General features: G+C 41.6%; 13 protein-coding genes. All 13 read left to right on the plus strand.

The genetic code is table 11. The annotated features are described in order from the left end of the window. Positions 1–13: 13 nt before the first annotated feature. The 13 genes from rsmH (at position 14) to JWR61_RS01155 (ending at position 18,908) form a co-directional block, all read left to right on the plus strand. A complete protein-coding gene (gene rsmH / locus JWR61_RS01095) occupies positions 14–970 on the plus strand; it encodes a 16S rRNA (cytosine(1402)-N(4))-methyltransferase RsmH (RefSeq protein ID WP_301926030.1) in 957 nt (318 codons plus the stop codon). A gap of 59 nt (positions 971–1,029) precedes the next feature. Further along, positions 1,030–1,377: an FtsL-like putative cell division protein gene (locus tag JWR61_RS01100; protein WP_301926031.1), complete on the plus strand. Its 348-nt coding sequence runs from the start codon at positions 1,030–1,032 to the stop codon at positions 1,375–1,377. Between the two features lie 142 nt (positions 1,378–1,519). After that, positions 1,520–3,646 carry a penicillin-binding protein gene (locus tag JWR61_RS01105; protein ID WP_301926032.1) on the plus strand — a complete coding sequence of 709 codons (2,127 nt, stop codon included), beginning with the start codon at positions 1,520–1,522 and terminating at the stop codon, positions 3,644–3,646. Beyond that, positions 3,646–5,106, plus strand: coding sequence for a UDP-N-acetylmuramoyl-L-alanyl-D-glutamate--2,6-diaminopimelate ligase (locus JWR61_RS01110; protein WP_301926033.1), 1,461 nt, complete (start codon positions 3,646–3,648; stop codon positions 5,104–5,106). The genes JWR61_RS01105 and JWR61_RS01110 overlap by 1 nt, the downstream gene beginning before the upstream one ends. Positions 5,107–5,152: 46 nt before the next feature. Then, complete coding sequence (gene mraY, locus JWR61_RS01115; RefSeq protein ID WP_290339111.1) at positions 5,153–6,469, plus strand: phospho-N-acetylmuramoyl-pentapeptide-transferase; 1,317 nt, start codon at positions 5,153–5,155, stop codon at positions 6,467–6,469. Positions 6,470–6,776: 307 nt separating this feature from the next. Then, positions 6,777–8,165 (plus strand): UDP-N-acetylmuramoyl-L-alanine--D-glutamate ligase, encoded by a 1,389-nt coding sequence (murD, locus tag JWR61_RS01120; RefSeq protein WP_301926034.1) that lies wholly within the window; start codon positions 6,777–6,779, stop codon positions 8,163–8,165. A gap of 128 nt (positions 8,166–8,293) precedes the next feature. Continuing rightward, on the plus strand, positions 8,294–9,586 hold the full coding sequence (locus JWR61_RS01125) for an FtsW/RodA/SpoVE family cell cycle protein (RefSeq protein ID WP_301926035.1): 1,293 nt from the start codon (positions 8,294–8,296) through the stop codon (positions 9,584–9,586). A gap of 165 nt (positions 9,587–9,751) precedes the next feature. Next, entirely contained in the window at positions 9,752–10,918 is a 1,167-nt protein-coding gene (gene murG / locus JWR61_RS01130) for an undecaprenyldiphospho-muramoylpentapeptide beta-N-acetylglucosaminyltransferase (RefSeq protein ID WP_301926036.1), read from the plus strand. Positions 10,919–10,992: 74 nt separating this feature from the next. Further along, the gene (gene murC / locus JWR61_RS01135) at positions 10,993–12,441 is read left to right on the plus strand and encodes a UDP-N-acetylmuramate--L-alanine ligase (RefSeq protein WP_301926037.1); all 1,449 of its coding nucleotides are present in this window, start codon (positions 10,993–10,995) and stop codon (positions 12,439–12,441) included. A 51-nt stretch (positions 12,442–12,492) separates the two neighbouring features. Next, on the plus strand, positions 12,493–13,704 hold the full coding sequence (locus tag JWR61_RS01140) for a hypothetical protein (protein WP_301926038.1): 1,212 nt from the start codon (positions 12,493–12,495) through the stop codon (positions 13,702–13,704). Positions 13,705–13,811: 107 nt separating this feature from the next. Further along, positions 13,812–15,236, plus strand: coding sequence for a cell division protein FtsA (ftsA, locus tag JWR61_RS01145; RefSeq protein ID WP_290339117.1), 1,425 nt, complete (start codon positions 13,812–13,814; stop codon positions 15,234–15,236). 237 nt (positions 15,237–15,473) lie between these two features. Then, a complete protein-coding gene (gene ftsZ / locus JWR61_RS01150) occupies positions 15,474–17,369 on the plus strand; it encodes a cell division protein FtsZ (protein ID WP_301926039.1) in 1,896 nt (631 codons plus the stop codon). A 291-nt stretch (positions 17,370–17,660) separates the two neighbouring features. Continuing rightward, positions 17,661–18,908, plus strand: coding sequence for an ATP-binding cassette domain-containing protein (locus JWR61_RS01155; protein ID WP_301926040.1), 1,248 nt, complete (start codon positions 17,661–17,663; stop codon positions 18,906–18,908). The last annotated feature ends 5 nt before the right edge of the window (positions 18,909–18,913 follow it).

The following is an 18,913-nucleotide window of genomic DNA, read 5'->3' on the forward strand; positions in this document are numbered from 1 at the left end:
TCAATTGAAAGGTATGGAAGAGGAAAATCAACAGCTGCCAAACAATCAAAGAGACGCAGAAGCTGGTTACCACGTGCCGGTTTTGCTGAACGAATCAATCGATGCCTTGTCAATACAGCCTGACGGTGTGTATGTGGATTGCACCTTTGGCGGTGGCGGTCACAGTCGTGCCATTTTACAACGCCTGGGCCAAAAGGGAAAACTGGTTGCGTTTGACCAGGATGATGATGCCAGGAAAAATTTGCCGGATGATGAACGGGTAATTTTTATACCTCAAAATTTTCGTCACCTGCAACGTTTTTTACGCCTGCATAAGATAACAAAGGTAGATGGTATTCTGGCTGACCTTGGTGTATCGAGCCACCAGTTTGATGAAGCCGGAAGAGGTTTTTCCACGCGGTTTGATGCCGGCCTCGATATGAGGATGGACCAGCGGCAAACCATTACAGCTGCTGCCATTTTAAAAACTTTTACCGAATTGCAATTGCATAAAATGCTTGAACAATACGGGGAAGTAACCAATGCAAAAACGCTTGCCAAAACAATCGTTCAGCAAAGGGCTTTAACATCCATTAAAACAATCAATGAATTTAAACAGGCCGTACAATCTGTTGTGAAAGGGAACCCTCAAAAATATTTTGCCCAGGTATTTCAGGCGCTGCGTATTGAAGTGAACGATGAGTTGGGAGCTTTAAAAGAATTGCTGCAGCAAATTCCCGCATTATTAAAGCCCGGTGGCCGGGCGGCTATCATTACTTTTCACTCTTTGGAAGACCGGTTGGTAAAGAACTTTTTTAAAGCTGGCAGTTTTACAGACACCGGGGCGGATGATATTTATGGCGGCAGACCGGAAAGCCCGTTGCTGGTAATTACCAAAAAACCGATTCTGCCGGGCACTGCAGAAACAAAACAAAATAAAAGATCAAGAAGCGCCAAACTTAGAGTGGCAGAAAGAAAATCAGACGTATGATGTCAGGTGCAATTAATCGCTGAACTAAGGCAAAGATTTGACAAAACAATTAATTAAAAGTGCAAGAAAATATAAAAACACCAGGCAAAGCACCAGGACGTAAAGCAGACTGGAGGCGGTTTTTAAACCATCAGTGGGTAGTCGAGAATATTCCCTTCTTTTTATTTTTAGCGGTGCTGGCCGTATTGTATATCTACAACGGTCATTATGAAGATAAAATAACAAGGAAGATTGGCGCAACGGAAAAGCACATTAAGGAACTGGAATACGAATACAAGACCATCAAAAGCGAAGTGATTTTTAGAAGTAAGGCAAGTGAACTGGCCAAAGCGGTAGAGCCATTGGGATTGAGAGAACTTACCACCGCACCCGTTTTGCTGGATAGTATCGCTGCGGCAAAACGGTAGCCTCCGGTAAATCTCAGGGGCATAATAAAAATGAAAAATATTTAATCAGCATATAAAGCCGTTGGGGTCTTTCTTTAAAACGAAGAAATAAGCGGCCAGGACGATCAGTATTTTGGATATAAAAAAAGACATATTATGGAGGGTGTACCTCAGTTTTATTGTGATGATAGTACTGGGTGCAATTGTGATAGGCAGGGCATTTTATATTCAAACCGTTGAAGGTAAATTCTGGAGCAGGATGGGTGACAGTCTGCATTTAAAATATATGCCGCTGGAAGCAGAAAGAGGTACTATTTACAGTGAAGATGGGAATATGCTGAGTACATCCATCCCGATTTTTGACGTGTATGTTGATTTTGGAGCAGATGGTTTAAGAGAAAAAGGGGGCAAACGGTTTAAAGAAAATGTGGACTCGCTGAGTATTTACCTGGCACGGCTGTTTAAGGATAAAACAAGTGCCGCTTATAAAAAAGAAATGCAGCTGGCCTATAAAAATGAGGACCGCTATTATACATTGAAAAAAAAGATATCATTTGTAGAATACGCACAGTTACGTGAGTTTCCATTGGTAAAACAGGGGAGGAATAAAAGCGGGTTCATTATTGATCCGAGAGATAAGCGCATCAATCCGTATGTGTTGCTGGCTAACAGAACAATTGGTTTATCAAGAGACAATGCTACCAAAAATGTGGGTATAGAACAGAGCTATGACAGTGTGCTGAGAGGTACCAGTGGGCAACGTTTGATGCGATATATTGCCGGCGCCTACATGCCGGTGGAAGGTGCAGAACTGGAACCGGAAAATGGTAAAGATGTTATCACTACGCTGGATACTTACATGCAGGATGTAGCAGAGAATGCATTGATGAAAATGCTGGTTGGCAATAATTCATTGCACGGAACTGCGATTGTGATGGAAACAGCTACCGGTAAAATAAAAGCCATTGCCAATTTGGGCCAGTTGAAAAATGCAGATGGTACGGTGCAAAAAGACCAGGCAGGCAACAGTATTTATGCCGAGGATTTAAATTATGGAATTGGTAAAGCTACCGAGCCGGGTTCCATCTTTAAACTCGCCACCCTGTTAAGTTTGCTGGAAGATAAATACGTAACCAAAAATTCGCTGATAGATTGTGAGGGAGGAGTAAAGCAGTTCTACGGTTTAAAGATTCACGACACACATCCCAACCATGTACTTACGGTGAAGGATGCTTTTGCAGCAAGCAGCAACGTTGCTTTTGCAAAAATGGCTGACCAGTATTACCACGCACAACCATCCAAATTTATAGAGCATTTGCATCACCTGCGGTTGGATACCATTACAGGTATTGATATCACCGCGGCATCCGGGAGGCCGTTGATTAAAAAGCCGGCTAACCGCAGCTGGGCGAATACCACTATACCTTTCATGGCACATGGGTATGAAGAACTGGTAACACCGCTGCATATGCTGATGCTTTACAATGCGGTAGCCAACAACGGCAAAATGATGAAGCCTTACCTGGTAAATTCTGTTAGAGAATATGGCGCAGATATTAAAACGATACATCCGCAGGTAGTAGTGGAAAAAATTTGCAGCGATGAAACACTGGCCCAGCTAAAAGAATGTTTGCAGGCAGTAGTTGACAGCGTACACGGAACAGGACATAAAATTTTATTTGACAGTGCATACGCTATTGCAGGCAAAACAGGTACTGCAGTTACAGCACTTAATAATAAAGGATATAACAAAGGAAATAAAATTTACCAGGCTTCCTTTATTGGTTATTTCCCTGCCAATCAGCCAAAGTATACTGTTGCTGTGGTGATTCAAAACAGCAACGAATCAAAATTAGTGTACGGTGCAGATGTGTCGGGTACTGTGTTTAAAGAAATAAGTGATCGGATTTATGGCCGTTTTTTAGGCACTAAAAAATTCATCACCGCATCCGTTGATACAACAAAGTATAATTACTACGGGATGAAGAACGAATGGGGATCCATCTTTAATACACTTAGCCTGCCTTACAAAGATTCCGCTGCCGGTGGTTACTGGCGGTCGACCAGTATGCAAAATAATACGGCTGTTTTAAAAACACCGGCCTATACAACAACAGGTACTGCAATCATTCCGGCAGTAATTGGAATGGGATTAAAAGATGCTGTGTACCTGATGGAAAATAAAGGATTGAAGGTAATGGCTACCGGACGGGGAAGGGTTTTAAATCAATCATTACCACCCGGAGCTGCATTTAAAAAAGGAACAACTATAACACTGTTTTTAAATTGATGCTGAAAGATATTTTATATAAAGTAAGCCTGCGGACTGTAAAGGGTGATACCAATACAGCAATAAAAGATCTGCAGATTGACTCACGCAAAGTGAGCCAGGGCTCTTGCTTTATAGCCATTCGGGGCACCATTTCAGATGGGCATCAGTTTATAAATACAGCGGTTGAAAATGGTGCGGCTGCAATAGTTTGTGAAGCATTGCCTGCCAGTTTGAAAGATGGTGTTACGTATGTGGAAGTAGAGACCAGTGCAGTAGCCGCTGGCTTTATGAGTCATAATTTTTATGATGAACCTTCCTTGAAATTAAAGCTGGTGGGGGTTACAGGCACCAATGGCAAAACAACCATCGCTACTTTACTATGGAAGCTCTTCACAGCATTGGGCTATAAATGTGGTTTGATAAGTACTATACAAAACCAGGTTGGAAATGAAGTGATTTCATCTACCCATACCACACCGGACGTCATCAGTGTAAACGCGTTATTGAAAAAGATGGTGGATGCGGGCTGCACAAAGGTATTTATGGAATGCAGTAGTCATGCTATCCACCAGCACAGAATTACAGGATTACAATTCAGTGGGGCGCTGTTTAGCAATATTACCCACGATCACCTGGATTATCATAAAACATTTGATGAATACATCCGTGTAAAAAAATCCTGGTTCGATGCTTTGCCGGCTACGGCCTTTGCCATCAGCAATGCAGATGATAAAAGGGGTGCGGTGATGTTGCAGAATACTGCGGCAAAAAAATATTTCTACAGCCTTAAAACTATGGCTGATTTTAAAGGGAAGATTTTAGAGAACAGCCTCGTTGGTTTGCATATGCTCGTGAACGACAGCGAAGTTTATTTCAGGTTAATCGGCGAGTTTAATGCCTATAATTTGCTGGCTGTATATGGTGCAGCTATTTGTTTGGGTGAAGAAAAGGGCAACGTATTGCAGGTGTTGAGCAGCCTGGATGGAGCAGAAGGAAGATTTGACTATATGGTAAGTGCAAATGACCGGATTATCGGCATTGTTGATTATGCGCATACACCAGATGCGTTGCTGAATGTATTGGCCACCATCAAAAAATTAAGGCAGGGCAACGAGCACATTATTACTGTAATAGGTTGCGGTGGCGACAGGGATAAAACAAAGCGGCCTATCATGGCAGCAGCTGCATGTGAACACAGCGACCGCGTAATTTTTACAGCTGACAATCCGCGTAGCGAAGATCCGCTGGAAATTTTAAAAGAGATGGAAACAGGTGTAAATGTAGTGGCTAGAAAAAAATACATCACCATCGCCGACAGAAGAGAAGCCATCAAAACTGCAGTGAGCCTGGCTGTTAAAGAGGACATTATTTTGGTAGCCGGCAAAGGCCATGAAAAATACCAGGAGATACAAGGAGTGAAGTACGATTTTGATGACAAGAAAATATTAAATGAAATGTTTGAGTTGCTGGACAAGTAACTAATTAGCAAATTAAAAGGTAGCAAATTAATAAAGATAACAAAACATGCTGTATCACTTATTTCGCTGGCTAACACAAAATGGAATCAAATTCCCTGGCAGTGGCGTGTTTGAGTTTATCACCTTCAGGGTACTGTTGGCGGTTATTCTCAGCCTGGTGATAACAACGGTATTTGGTAAACGGCTGATCAGGTTTTTACAAACCAGGCAGCTGGGTGAAAGCGTGCGTGATTTGGGCCTGGCTGGTGAACAGCAGAAAAAAGGCACCCCCACAATGGGTGGTATCATTATCATCCTGGCCATCGTAATACCAACCTTACTTCTTGCAAACCTGGATAAGGTATACATACGGTTGATGTTGCTTTGTACACTATGGCTGGGTACCATCGGCTTTATAGACGACTTATTAAAAATCAGAAGTAAACGCAGGGCACAGGCGCTGGGGGATACCTACAAAAAAAGTGATGCTGATGGGCTGGCGGGCAGGTTCAAAATTTTCGGACAGGTGATGTTAGGTATCATCGTGGGAGCGACTTTATATTTTAACCAGAGCGTTGTGGTGCAAAGGGAAGTGTATAACCCGGATATTAATTTCGTAAAAGACTCGCTGTCTGGTTCAGGACAAAAATTGATGAGTGATTCTTTTAACATCGTGACCATTGATGGTAAAGAGCACCTTTTTGTAAAAGTAAAATCACCCATTGCGACCATACCATTTGTAAAGACCCACGAATTTAATTACGCAAAATTGTTGCCTCAAAGCTGGAGAGAATATACTTACATATTGTATATCATCATCGTAATATTTATGGTAACTGCAGTAAGCAATGGCGCCAATATAACAGATGGACTGGATGGGCTGGCAACCGGAGTAAGTGCGGTGATTGGTATTGGCTTGGGCATATTTGCCTATGTAAGCGGTAACATAAAGCTGGCGGAATACCTGAATATAATGTACATCCCCAACTTGGGTGAATTGTCCATTTTTATTGCCGCTTTTGTGGGTGCCTGTATTGGATTTTTATGGTACAACAGTTACCCGGCACAGGTTTTTATGGGCGATACCGGAAGCCTTGCCCTGGGTGGCATTATAGCAGCATTGGCCATCATTGTGCGTAAGGAATTACTGATACCATTTTTCTGTTTTATTTTTTTGGTAGAAAATTTAAGCGTGGTAATACAAGTAAGCTGGTTTAAATATACCCGGAAAAAATATGGTGAAGGCCGGCGTGTTTTTTTAATGAGCCCGCTGCATCACCATTATCAAAAGCTGGGATATCATGAAAGTAAAATAGCAGTTCGTTTTTGGATTGTAACAATACTTAGTGTGGTGGTGGCCATTGGAACATTGAAACTGAGATAAATTTTTTTCTAGAAAAACCCGGAAACGAAAAGGAGTTAAATCCAATTCAAGTTTTTCATCCATTACATCCCGAATTATGAAAATTAACTGAAGCCTAACCCGCTAAGTTCTATGCTGTTGAAGAACCATTTTTTATTACCATGGTAATAAGAAAACAACTGAAAAGAACCTTGTTAAATTCTTTGCTGTTGAAAAACCTATTTTACTATTACAACAACTGAATCAACAGAACAAATGCTCTGTCAAATTTGATGCTGTTGAAAAACCACTTTTTAAAGCCTTAACGGGCAATTATTTATTTGTATAAATGCATGCAGCAACAAACATAGCAGGTCAAAAACCGGTAGTTAACAATAACGCTAAAAAGCTGGCGATATTGGGTGCCGGCGAAAGTGGCGTTGGCGCCGCATTACTGGCAAAGCAACAAGGCTATGATGTTTTTGTAAGTGATGGCGGACCTATCAAAGAAATATACAGGGCCGAATTGCAGCAGGCCCAAATTGCTTTTGAAGAAGCGCAGCATACAGAAATCAAAATTTTATCTGCAGATGAGATAATCAAAAGCCCGGGTATTTCGGAAAAAAATGAATTGGTAAAAAAGATAAGAGCTAAGGGAATACCGGTTATCAGCGAAATAGAATTTGCCTATCGCTACAAAGGGGATAGCAAAATTATCGCCATCACCGGCAGTAATGGAAAAACCACTACTACTGCATTGATTTATCATATGTGCAAACTTGGTGGTAAGGACTGTGCCATGGTAGGAAACATCGGGTATTCGTTTGCAAAGCAGGTAGCTGACGACCCGAAGCCACTGTATGTTGCAGAAATAAGTTCTTTTCAGCTGGATGATATAAAAACGTTTCGTCCGGATGTGGCGGTGTTAACCAATATCACCGAAGATCATTTGGACAGGTATAATTATAACATTCAAAATTACATTGACAGTAAGTTTCGGATAGTAGAAAATCAACAACCCGGAGATGTATTTATCTATTGTCTGGATGATGAAACAACAGTAAAAAATATTAACAAGTACAACATTAAATCAACCTTATACCCAATTACCATGAGTAAAGAATTGCCGCAGGGAGCGTACCTGGCCAATGTAAAGATGCACCTGAAATGGAAAAGTGAAGAAATGCAGATGAGCATTGACGACTTTAAGTTAAAGGGTAAACACAATCAATATAACAGTATGGCAGCAAGTTTAGCCGCAACAGCAGTTGATATAAGAAAGGAAAAAATAAGGGAAGCACTGCAAACATTTGAAACCCTGGAGCATCGCATGGAACCCGTTGCTACAATAAAAGGCGTTGAATTTATTAACGACAGTAAAGCAACCAATGTAAACAGTACCTGGTTTGCACTGGAGAGTATGGAGAAGCCGGTTGTATTGATTTTGGGTGGTGTTGATAAAGGAAACGATTATTCAACCATGAAGGAAATGGTTGCTGAAAAAGTGAAAGCCATTGTGTGCATGGGTGCCGACAACATTAAAATTCACGAGGCATTTGAAACCCTTGTTTCAGCAATGGTAAATACTTCTTCAGCCGAAGAAGCTGTACAGGCAGCATTTCATTTTGCAACCAAGGGCGATGTTGTTTTGTTAAGCCCCGCATGTGCAAGTTTTGATTTATTCAAAAATTATGAAGACAGGGGCAACCAGTTTAAACAGGCAGTAAAGAATTTGTAAGTAACCTATACTTCGTTAGTAGTTTAATCTATGTTGATTAAAAACCACTAACGGTTGCTAAAGAGACGAACGGTGAATTGAAATAAATTGTTTAATAAAATCAACAATAAAATGTCCTAAAAAAAGGAATGGCAGATAACATCAACATAAAAGATTTTTTTACACCCAACATCAGTAATATGGGCGGTAACCTGGTTAGCAAAACCAGGGGCGACAGGGTGATATGGGCCATCGTTGTAATTCTTACGCTGGCAAGTTTACTGGTGGTGTACAGCAGCACCGGTTCACTGGCATACAGGCACAGTAAAAGCACGGAGAGTTTTTTATTCAAACAATTTGCGTTCATTATTTTAGGCGTCATCATTATTTATTTTGCGCACAGGGTAAACTATACCATTTATTCCCGGATAGCACTGATACTTTTTTTGATCGCTGTACCGTTGCTCATTTACACCCTCTTTTTTGGAACCAAATTAAATGAAGGCAGCAGGTGGATCAAGCTACCGGTTATCAACATGACCTTTCAAACATCCGACCTGGCAAAGCTGGCTTTATTCATGTACATGAGCCGGCAATTAAGCCGCAAGCAGCAGGTAATAAAAGATTTTAAAAAAGGATTTTTGCCCATCATTATTCCGGTGGGTATTATCTGTGTATTGATAGCGCCGGCCAATTTATCTACTGCTATACTGGTAGCAGCAACCAGCTTGTTGCTGATGTTTATTGGCCGCATCAGTACCAAACACATTTTGCTAACTATAGGGATTGCTGCGATACCGGTGATTATTTTATTAACTATCGCTGTAAAATATTACGATAAGGCGGAACATAAAACAGCGGAGCTGCCGGCAATTTTTTCTGCCGGAAGGATTCCCACCTGGATCGGACGTATACAAACTTTCATGTACAGCCATAAGGAGGACGACAATGAAAAATCATACCAGATCAACCAGGCAAAAATTGCCATTGCCAATGGTGGCTGGTTTGGTGTTGGTCCGGGCAACAGCAGTGCCCGCAACTTTTTGCCGCACTCCTACAGCGATTTTATTTTCGCCATTATACTGGAAGAGTACGGCTTGCTGGGTGGGACATTTATTGTGTTTATATACCTGCTGTTTTTGTACCGGTGTATCAGGCTGTACCGAAAATGTCCTTTTGCATTTGGTGCATTCCTTGCGCTGGCGCTCAGTTTTACGCTGGTGATTCAAGCCATCGCCAACATGGGTGTCAACGTAAATGTATTTCCAAATACAGGTGTAACACTTCCGCTAATCAGTATGGGCGGAAGTAGTTTTTTATTCACCTGTATGTCAATAGGTATTATTTTAAGTGTAGCAAGAAATGTGGAGCAGCAGGAAGGAAAAAGTGTTTTGGCAGAGGTAAAAGCGCCCACATCTTCTCAACAGGAAGAAGAGGAGTAGTAAAATTGTGTGACCAGCTTTTTGTCCTGTGTGCATCGTCGTTGTGTCACTCACTTGTACAAAAAAAGCAGTAAGGGACGTGAAGAGGACAGCAATTAGAAAACCACTAAAAAATTGAAAATAAAAAGTAAAAATTAAAAAGTAAAAAAGTGCAGTAGCCAAAAAATGAATGATGATCAAAACATAATTTCTCTTCAGAATTTTCCATTGGGGGGTGGAGGGACTGCTTTACGCATCATCATCGCAGGCGGAGGAACCGGTGGACATATTTTTCCTGCCATAGCAATTGCCAATGCCTTAAAAAAAATACAACCTGAAGCAGAAATTTTATTTGTAGGAGCCAAAGGTAAAATGGAAATGGAAAAAGTACCGCTGGCGGGATATACAATTGAAGGGTTGAATATCGCGGGTTTTAACAGAAGCTCTTTGATAAAAAATATTGCGTTGCCTTATAAACTGGTACAAAGTTTTTTACAGGTAAGGCAAATTTTCAAAACGTTTAAACCCGTTGCCGTAATTGGCGTAGGAGGTTATTCAAGTTTCCCTGTATTGAGGTTTGCGCAATCAAAAGGCATCAAAACTTTTATACACGAAGCCAATTCGTTTGCCGGCAAAAGCAATATGCTGCTTGGTAAAAAAGCCACACGGATTTATACAGCAACGGATGGCATGGAAAAATTTTTTCCGGCTCATAAAATAATGATTACCGGCAACCCTATAAGGGAAAGTATTGCCAGCAGTAGCGTTAGCAGGGAAGATGCCCTTCGTTTCTTTAACCTGGATCCCTATAAAAAAACAATCTTGTCCATTGGCGGAAGTTTGGGTGCTAAAAATATAAATGAAGCACTGGCGGCGCACCTGGATCAATTTGAAAAAAATGATTTGCAGTTGATCTGGCAAACAGGCAAGCCGTTTTTTTCAACAGCCAAACAAGCAGCGGATGATAAAGCAACTATTTGGGTAAACGATTTTATCATGCAGATGGAATACGCCTATGCTGCGGCAGACGCAGTCATCAGCAGAAGCGGTGCCATGTCGGTATCAGAATTATGTGTGCAAAAAAAGGCGGTATTATTTGTGCCTTATCCTTTTGCCGCAGAAGATCACCAGACTGCCAACGCAAAAAACCTGGTGGATAAAAATGCCGCGATGATGATCAAAGACAGTGATGCCATGAACAGTTTGGTGCCGTCAATTATTGCATTGGTAAAAGATGATCAAAAATTGGAAACGTTTAAAAATAATATTGGTAAACTGGCGATCACAAATGCAGATGAAGTGGTTGCAAAAAATATAATCCAATCCATCCGGCAGGATCAGGCCGCAGCCTGATCGGCTTGAAGAAACAAAAGAAACACTTTAAATTAATTTGGAAAATCAGCAACACCGGGTTTCAAAAAAAATAAATGAACAACTACAATAACATATTGAAATCGCTAAAGATAAAGCCGGTAGCAGAAAATGAAACCGCGGCAATTTATTTTTTAGGCATCGGTGGTATTGGTATGAGTGCACTGGCAAGGTATTTTAATAGCATCGGTGTACGGGTAAGTGGTTATGATAAAACGCCTACGGCATTAACACGCCAGTTAACAGCAGAAGGAATTAACATTCATTTTGAAGATAGCGTTGAGTTGATTGATAAAGCGGTACAGTTAGTGGTGTACACACCAGCAGTACCTGTCAATCACACAGAGCTAAATTTTTATCAGCAACACAATTATACAGTAATAAAACGCAGCGATGTATTGCAGGCAATCACCGAAAATTCTTATAACGTCTGTATTGCAGGTACGCATGGCAAAACTACTACCAGTACAATGGTAGCCCATATCCTAACCCATAGCGGGTTTGGTTGCAATGCTTTCCTTGGTGGCATCGCGGTAAATTATGATACCAACTTTTGGGGTAGCGAAAAAAATGTGTGTGTAGTGGAAGCGGATGAATATGACAGAAGCTTTTTAAAACTGAGTCCGGACGTAGCAATCATCAGCAGCATGGATCCCGATCACCTGGATATTTATGGCACGGCTGAAAACATGGAACAGGCATTTATTGATTTTTCAGCACGTATAAAACCAGGCGGTTTGTTGCTCAGTAAATTCGGCCTTGAAAGAGGGAAAGAATTGAGAGGCGATCAACGTTTAACCTATCATCTTGATAACAGCAATGCTGATGTGTATGCAACCAATATTACAATGAGTAACGGTAGCTATCACTTTGATGTAGTCAGAGCTAAAGAAGGCTCTGCCGGAAATTCGATTTTAAAAAACGTGGTATTGAATATGGGTGGCCTGCACAATATTGAAAATGTACTGGCGGCAATTGGTGTTGCACATCACCTGCAAATTGACGATAACAAAATCACTGATGCGGTGGCGGCTTTCAGGGGAGTGAAAAGACGGTTTGAATACATTGTAAAAACGGAAAAACTGGTGTACATAGATGATTATGCGCACCATCCGGAAGAGTTAAGGGCTTTGATAACCGGCGCAAAAAAATTATTTGCCAATAAAAAATGCGTGGTTGTTTTCCAACCGCATCTTTTTAGTCGTACCAAAGATTTGGCGGATGGTTTTGCTGAAGTGCTTGACCTGGCAGACGAAATAATTTTATTGCCAATTTATCCGGCGAGGGAATTGCCAATGGAGGGAGTTAGCAGTGACATGATTATTGAAAGAATGCACAGTGAAAGTAAAATGGTGTTGAGCAAAGAAAACTTACTGAAGCATTTGGCACAGGAAAAGGAAGCGCACGTGGAAGAGGGGTTTGAAGGGACATTAATTATCACAGCCGGCGCAGGCGACATTGACACATTGATAGAACCAATAAAAGCAATAATTGAAAAAAAATAATTAAATACGTTCTCCGCAGATTTTCCTTACGGCAGATATTGGAAGCTTAACATGGTAATAAAAAAAACAATAGTAAAAAAAATAGCGACCTCCATATGGATTGCCATTGGTGTTGGTGCTATTGTGTTACTCGTTGCTGCCATAAAGCGAAAAGATGCGCAGCATTGCAGCGGCATGAGTATAACGATTGAAGGAGTGAATAATAATTTTTTTGTTGATAAGAAGGACATTGCAAACGCCATAGCATTGGTGGTAGGCGGCAGTGTTACCGGCAAGGCAATGAGTGCGTTTGATTTAAAAAAACTCGAAATCGCACTGCAAAAAGATGTCTGGGTTAAAACATCCCAGCTGTTTTTTGACAATAATAATAAGCTGGTGGTTAAGGTGACAGAACGGGAACCGGTGGCCAGGGTATTTACTACAGCAGGTACTACTTTTTACATTGACAGTTCATTGGCTATGCTGCCGCTCAGTGAAAAGTTCTCTGCCAGGTTGCCGGTGTTTACTGGCTTTCCTTCAGATAAAGCAGTATTGTCGCCGCAGGACAGTGCCTTGCTGAAAGATATTTTGACTGTGAGTATGGCCATACAAAAAGACAGTTTTAATATGGCCATGATAGACCAGGTAGACATTACGTCGCAACGCATTTTTGAAATGGTGCCCAAAATAGGTAACACCATTATTGTGTTTGGTGATGCAACCGATGTGGCTGCCAAATTTTATAAACTCCAGTTGTTTTATAAAGAGGTAATGGTAAAAACTGGTTGGAATAAATACAGTGAAATAAATGTACAATACAACGGACAGGTAGTGGCAAAAAGAAAAGGAGCAGAAGATAAATCAATAGACAGTTTGCGCACGCTGCAGCTGATGCAGGCCATCGCTGAAAATACTGAACGGCTGTCAAACGATTCGTTACATATGATTACGGCTGACAATGAAAACAACACAACCAATGCCGACCTGGTGCAGCAGTCTATACAGCGGGATGATGAGCCTGAAGGCAGAGCGAATGATAAGCCAGCTCCGTCAATTGTTTCCGTTGCTAAACCTGCTGCTGTTACAAAGCCACCGGTAGCTTTAATGCCCAAGCCGGCTTCGATGGGTGTGAAAAAACCGGTGGTTGCAAAGCCTGCGGGCACGGTAGCAAGACCGAAGCCAGCGGTTGTAAAGCCAGCTATCAGACCAATTGTAAAGCCAAAGGCAGTGTTACCAAAACCGGTAGCTAAGCCACAGGTAAAAAACCCAGGCAATGAGTATTGACAATATGATGAAGATCGTCGAAGCAAAGAAGTAAAAATTAAAAAGTAAAATAGTAGTATCATAATAAAACCAAACACACAAACAAACACACATACAAACACACAACTATGAGCAACGAACAAAACATGACAAACGATAGCGGGGTGGCAAATACCAATCCCGTAATTGTTGGTCTGGATATCGGTACAACAAAGATTGCCGCCATTGCGGGTCGTAAAAATGAATTTGGTAAGCTGGAAATATTGGGCTTTGGCCGTGCCAACAGCAATGGCGTACAACACGGAATGGTGTTGAACATTGATCAGACGATTAAAGCCATTCAGACTGCACTGGAAAACTGCTATGCATCCAACCCTAACCTGGTATTGAACGAGGTATATGTAGGTATTGCGGGGCATCACATTAAAAGCCTGCAAACCCGTGGTGATATTGTTCGCCAGGCAACGGAAGAAGAAATAAGACAGGAGGAAATTGACCGCCTCATTGCTGATCAGTACCGCACTTATATTCCAGCCGGCGACCAGATCATTGATGTTATTCCGCAGGAATTTACGGTGGATAATTTTCAGAATATTCCTAACCCGATTGGCTATAGTGGCGTGAAAGTTGGTGCCAATTTTCACATCATCACCGGCGATAAAAATGCCATCCGCAATATTAACCGCAGCGTGGAAAAAGCGGGGTTAAAAACACAGGATTTGGTGTTGCAGCCTTTGGCATCTGCAGCAGCTGTGATGTGCGACCAGGACCTGGAAGCAGGTGTTGCTATTGTTGACATTGGCGGCGGCACAACTGACCTGGCTGTTTTTTATGAAGGTATTTTAAAGCATACCGCAGTAATTCCATTCGGGGGTGAAAATATAACCAACGATATTAAGAATGGGTTAGGCGTTTTAAAAACACAGGCCGAACAAATGAAAGTTCAGTTTGGCAGTGCGTTGGCGGATGAAGCAAAAGCAAATGCATTTATAACGATACCGGGTTTGCGTGGAATGCAGCCAAAAGAAATCAGCGTAAAAAACCTGGCAGGTATTATACAGGCCCGCATGAGCGAAATTATGGATTTTGTCAGTTATCATTTAAAGCAGGTTGGTTTGGATACAAGGTTACTGAATGGAGGTGTAATTCTTACTGGTGGCGGTTCTCAGCTAAAGCATTTAATTCAGCTGACGGAATATGTTACCGGTCTGAATGCAAGAATTGGTTATCCGAATGAACACCTGGCGGGTGGTCATATAGATGAACTAGCCAAGCCAATGTACAGTACTTGTATCGGTTTAATATTAAAGGGATACAATGATTATGAAAATAAGGCCAAGCAGTTTGAAGAAAATTTCCGCAAGGTGGAGGTGCCGCAAACCTTGCAAAAACCACCAGTGGATGAAGTGCTGGATGTTGCTGCGGAAGAGCCGGAACCAATGGAAGTAAAAGTGAGCAAGGTAAAAGAACGCAAATCGCTGAAAGGATTTATGGACTCTTTTAAAATAGGTTTGATAGACCTGTTTAAGGAAGAGGAAGATTCCAAATTCTAAACAGCTTTGACAGTTGCAGTTCTTTACAGCCGAAGCACAAAAGGAACTCACTTTTTTAAATATAATCACAAGCGGTATTTATAAATACGCAATAAAAAATTGCAGTTTATTAACCCAATTACAGTAACAGCACGTTTTTTTCTGCCTTACTAACTGAAAAAATAAAGTGCGAAAATCAAAAAAATACGGTCTCATTTTTAAATCATCAAATGAAATGGTATTTAGGAGAAACAAATTATGATACATTTTGATTTGCCAAAAGAACAGTCGTCTATCATTAAAGTAATAGGCGTTGGTGGCGGTGGAAGCAATGCAGTAAACCACATGTTTTCGCAAAACATTGAAGGGGTAAACTTCATCATCTGCAATACAGATGCGCAGGCAATCGCCCAAAGCAAAGTACCAAATAAAATTCAGCTGGGGCCTCACCTTACACAGGGACTTGGTGCGGGCGCCAATCCCGATATTGGTAAACAGGCAACGGAAGAAAGCCTGGAAGAAATAAAACGGATACTGGAAGTGAATACCAAAATGGCTTTCATTACTGCAGGTATGGGCGGAGGTACCGGCACGGGTGGTGCACCAATTCTTGCAAAAATTTGTAAGGATCTTGGTATACTTACGGTTGGTATAGTAACTACTCCGTTTGCCTATGAAGGCAAAAAAAGGCTGGCACAGGCGGAAGCAGGTATCAGTTTACTGAAAGATCATGTGGATACTTTATTGGTGATAAGCAATGATAAACTGCGCCACCAGTTTGGCAACTTAAAAATGAAGGAAGCTTTTGCCAAAGCAGATAATGTATTGGCCACGGCAGCCAAATGTATTACCGACGTAATTAACAGCACCGGCCAGATCAATGTGGATTTTGCCGACGTTTGTACTGTAATGAGTAAAGGCGGTGTAGCGATTTTAGGAAGTGCATCTGCACAGGGTGAAAACAGGGCGCAACAGGCAATTGAGGATGCATTGAATTCTCCGTTGCTGAACGACAACGATATCCGCGGCGCCAAATGGATACTTATCAACATTAATAGTTGTGAAGGCGAAAATGAATTCACTATGGATGAGGTAGAAATTATTCAAAACTATTTGATGGCACAGGCCGGGCCGGATAGTGATGTGATTTTGGGACTAGGTTACGACAATTCACTGGGTTCGGAAATAAGCATTACACTCATCGCAACAGGTTTTGAGCATAAAGATCCTTTTGCAAAAACCATCAACCAGCCAAAAGAGGAAAAGAAAAACGATAAAATTGTAATGACGCTGGCAACGCCAGAAAAGGAAGTGGTTAAAATGCAGCAACAACCAACGCTGCAATTTGAAGATTTGGAAGAAGTAAAACCGGTAGCCAGGGTAGCAACTGTCGCGGCGGAAAAAGTGGTACACGAACTGGTTACACCGCCTGTGGAAGCGCCGTCAGCGTTGACAAACGTAGTTTTACCAGGTAAAAATACTGGGGAAAAATCGCAGGAGGAATCTGTGTTTTTTGAGATATCTTCGGCATCAGATCAAAGTCCTGTAATAGAGTTTGATATACCTGAGCCACCTGTACCCGTTGACAAGCCAGCAACTGCCACCAAAACAATATTTTCATTAGATAGTAAAAAAGAAGCTAGCACCCCTCCTGTATCGTCTGCAGGCGGATTTTTGGCTAAGCCTTCCAGGATTTATGTGGAAGAGCAGCCGAAACCAGAGTCCAACACTAAGGAAGAACTGACCTCTTTGCGGAGTACAGTGAAGGAAGACGAGCCTTTATTTGAAATGCAAATGGTGGTTAAAGAATCCCAAAAAGCGGCGGAGGAGCAACAGCCAATTGTACAACAAACTCAGCCAATCATGATGTCCAATGTTGAGGAGCGGGCGATGCCTGACGAAACGGAGGAATTACGGCGCCGGGCTATGGATCGCATTGCAAAACTGCGTAATTTGTCATTCAATATTAATGCAGCCGATCCGAATAATGAGTTTGAAACGGTACCTGCCTACCTCCGCCGCAATATGGATTTACATAATTCCATTGCGGACGTAGAAAGTTTTTACAGCAACTACACTGTAAAATCAGACGAAAATAACCAGGCCGAAATAGGCACCATCAATACATTTTTAGACGGTAAAAAACCAGATTAAATGTTGTTCTTATAGTTTGTATAAAGGCCCCTTGCTGCAAAGTAAGGGGCTTGTGTTTGCAGGGCTATTGTTGAAATTAAATAACGTTCGTCCCGGCTAAGATGCAATGTGGATCATTGTTGCATCGCCCTCTTTTCCTTTTACAGCTCTTTTGTACAATCTCCAATCCGGCGGTTTTTTAATTGCATGCCGCCGTAAACACAAAAAAGCCTCCCGTGAAAAGAACCGCCTTTTGTAAACTATCTTGCAGGCAGGACTTGTAAAAAGCAGATTTTAAACATATATATAGCAATGAAAGAAAATCATTGGGCAGTTTTTTTGTCGGACAAAGCAGATAAACAATTACTGACAGAGAAGTTACTAAGCAATAAAAAGCCTTTACCTTTTGACGCTTTCAATCAATTGAAAGGAGTATTGTTTTCTCCTTTTTTAATTAAGGAAATCATTGAAGAAGAGGAGCGGCACGACCAGGTGGAAGTGGCAACCAATCTTAACCGTCACCTGCGGTCGCTATCAGGCGGAGAACAAAAAAAGGCCTTGTTGCAATACCTGTTGTTGCAGCAACCTGATTTTATTATTGCGGATAATCCTTTCGATAACCTGGATACCAGTTCACAAAAAGCATTGCTGGAAATGCTGCATGAAATAAGTCAGCATACGTACATTATTCAACTAATTAACCGGACAAAGGATTGCCTGCCATTTATTGAAAAGTCTGTTTGTATAGGAGATGATAATTGTATTGTTCCGCTTACTAGTTTAAGGGAATATGTACAGCAACAAGAGCAAGTTAGCCGGATCAAATTGAACGGCCGCATACCGGTATCTGATCATTTTTATGATGCAGTTGAAAATCCGCTTGTTCAATTTAATAATGTAAGTGTTCAGTACGAAGGGAGGATGATTGTCAACAACATCAACTGGCAAATCAATGCCGGGGAGTTTTGGCACCTGACCGGGCCGAACGGCGCAGGTAAAACAACACTGCTGTCAATGATTACCGGCGATAACCCAAAAGGGTATGGGCAGGATTTGATATTGTTTGGCAAAAGAAAAGGCAGTGGTGAAAGTGTGTGGTCTGTTAAGCAAAAGATAGGTTATTTCACCAGCGCCATGACCGATTTGTTTAGCAGGCTTAGTACAGTAGAAGAAATGGTACTGTCTGGTTTTTTTGATTCTGTCGGCCTGTATATAAAACCATCCGGCAGGCAAATAAAACTGGCGGATGAATGGCTGGCGCTGATCGGCTTATTACCGCTGAGAAAGAAACATTTCTACCGGCTTTCACCCGGGCAACAGCGGATGGTATTGATTGTAAGGGCCATGGTTAAACACCCGCCTTTACTTATCCTGGATGAGCCAACGGCTGGTGTTGACGATACTAATGTTACTATTATTACAGGACTGATAAATAAAATGGCGGCGGAAAGTAAGACTGCTATTTTATATGTATCACACAGGGAAGAAGAGGGACTTAATCCAGCTTATCGTTTTTTATTAACGCCCGGACCAGGTGGTTCAACAGGGAAAACAGTTTAAGCAGC

The organism is Ferruginibacter sp., from assembly GCF_028288465.1.
Taxonomy (GTDB): domain Bacteria; phylum Bacteroidota; class Bacteroidia; order Chitinophagales; family Chitinophagaceae; genus Ferruginibacter.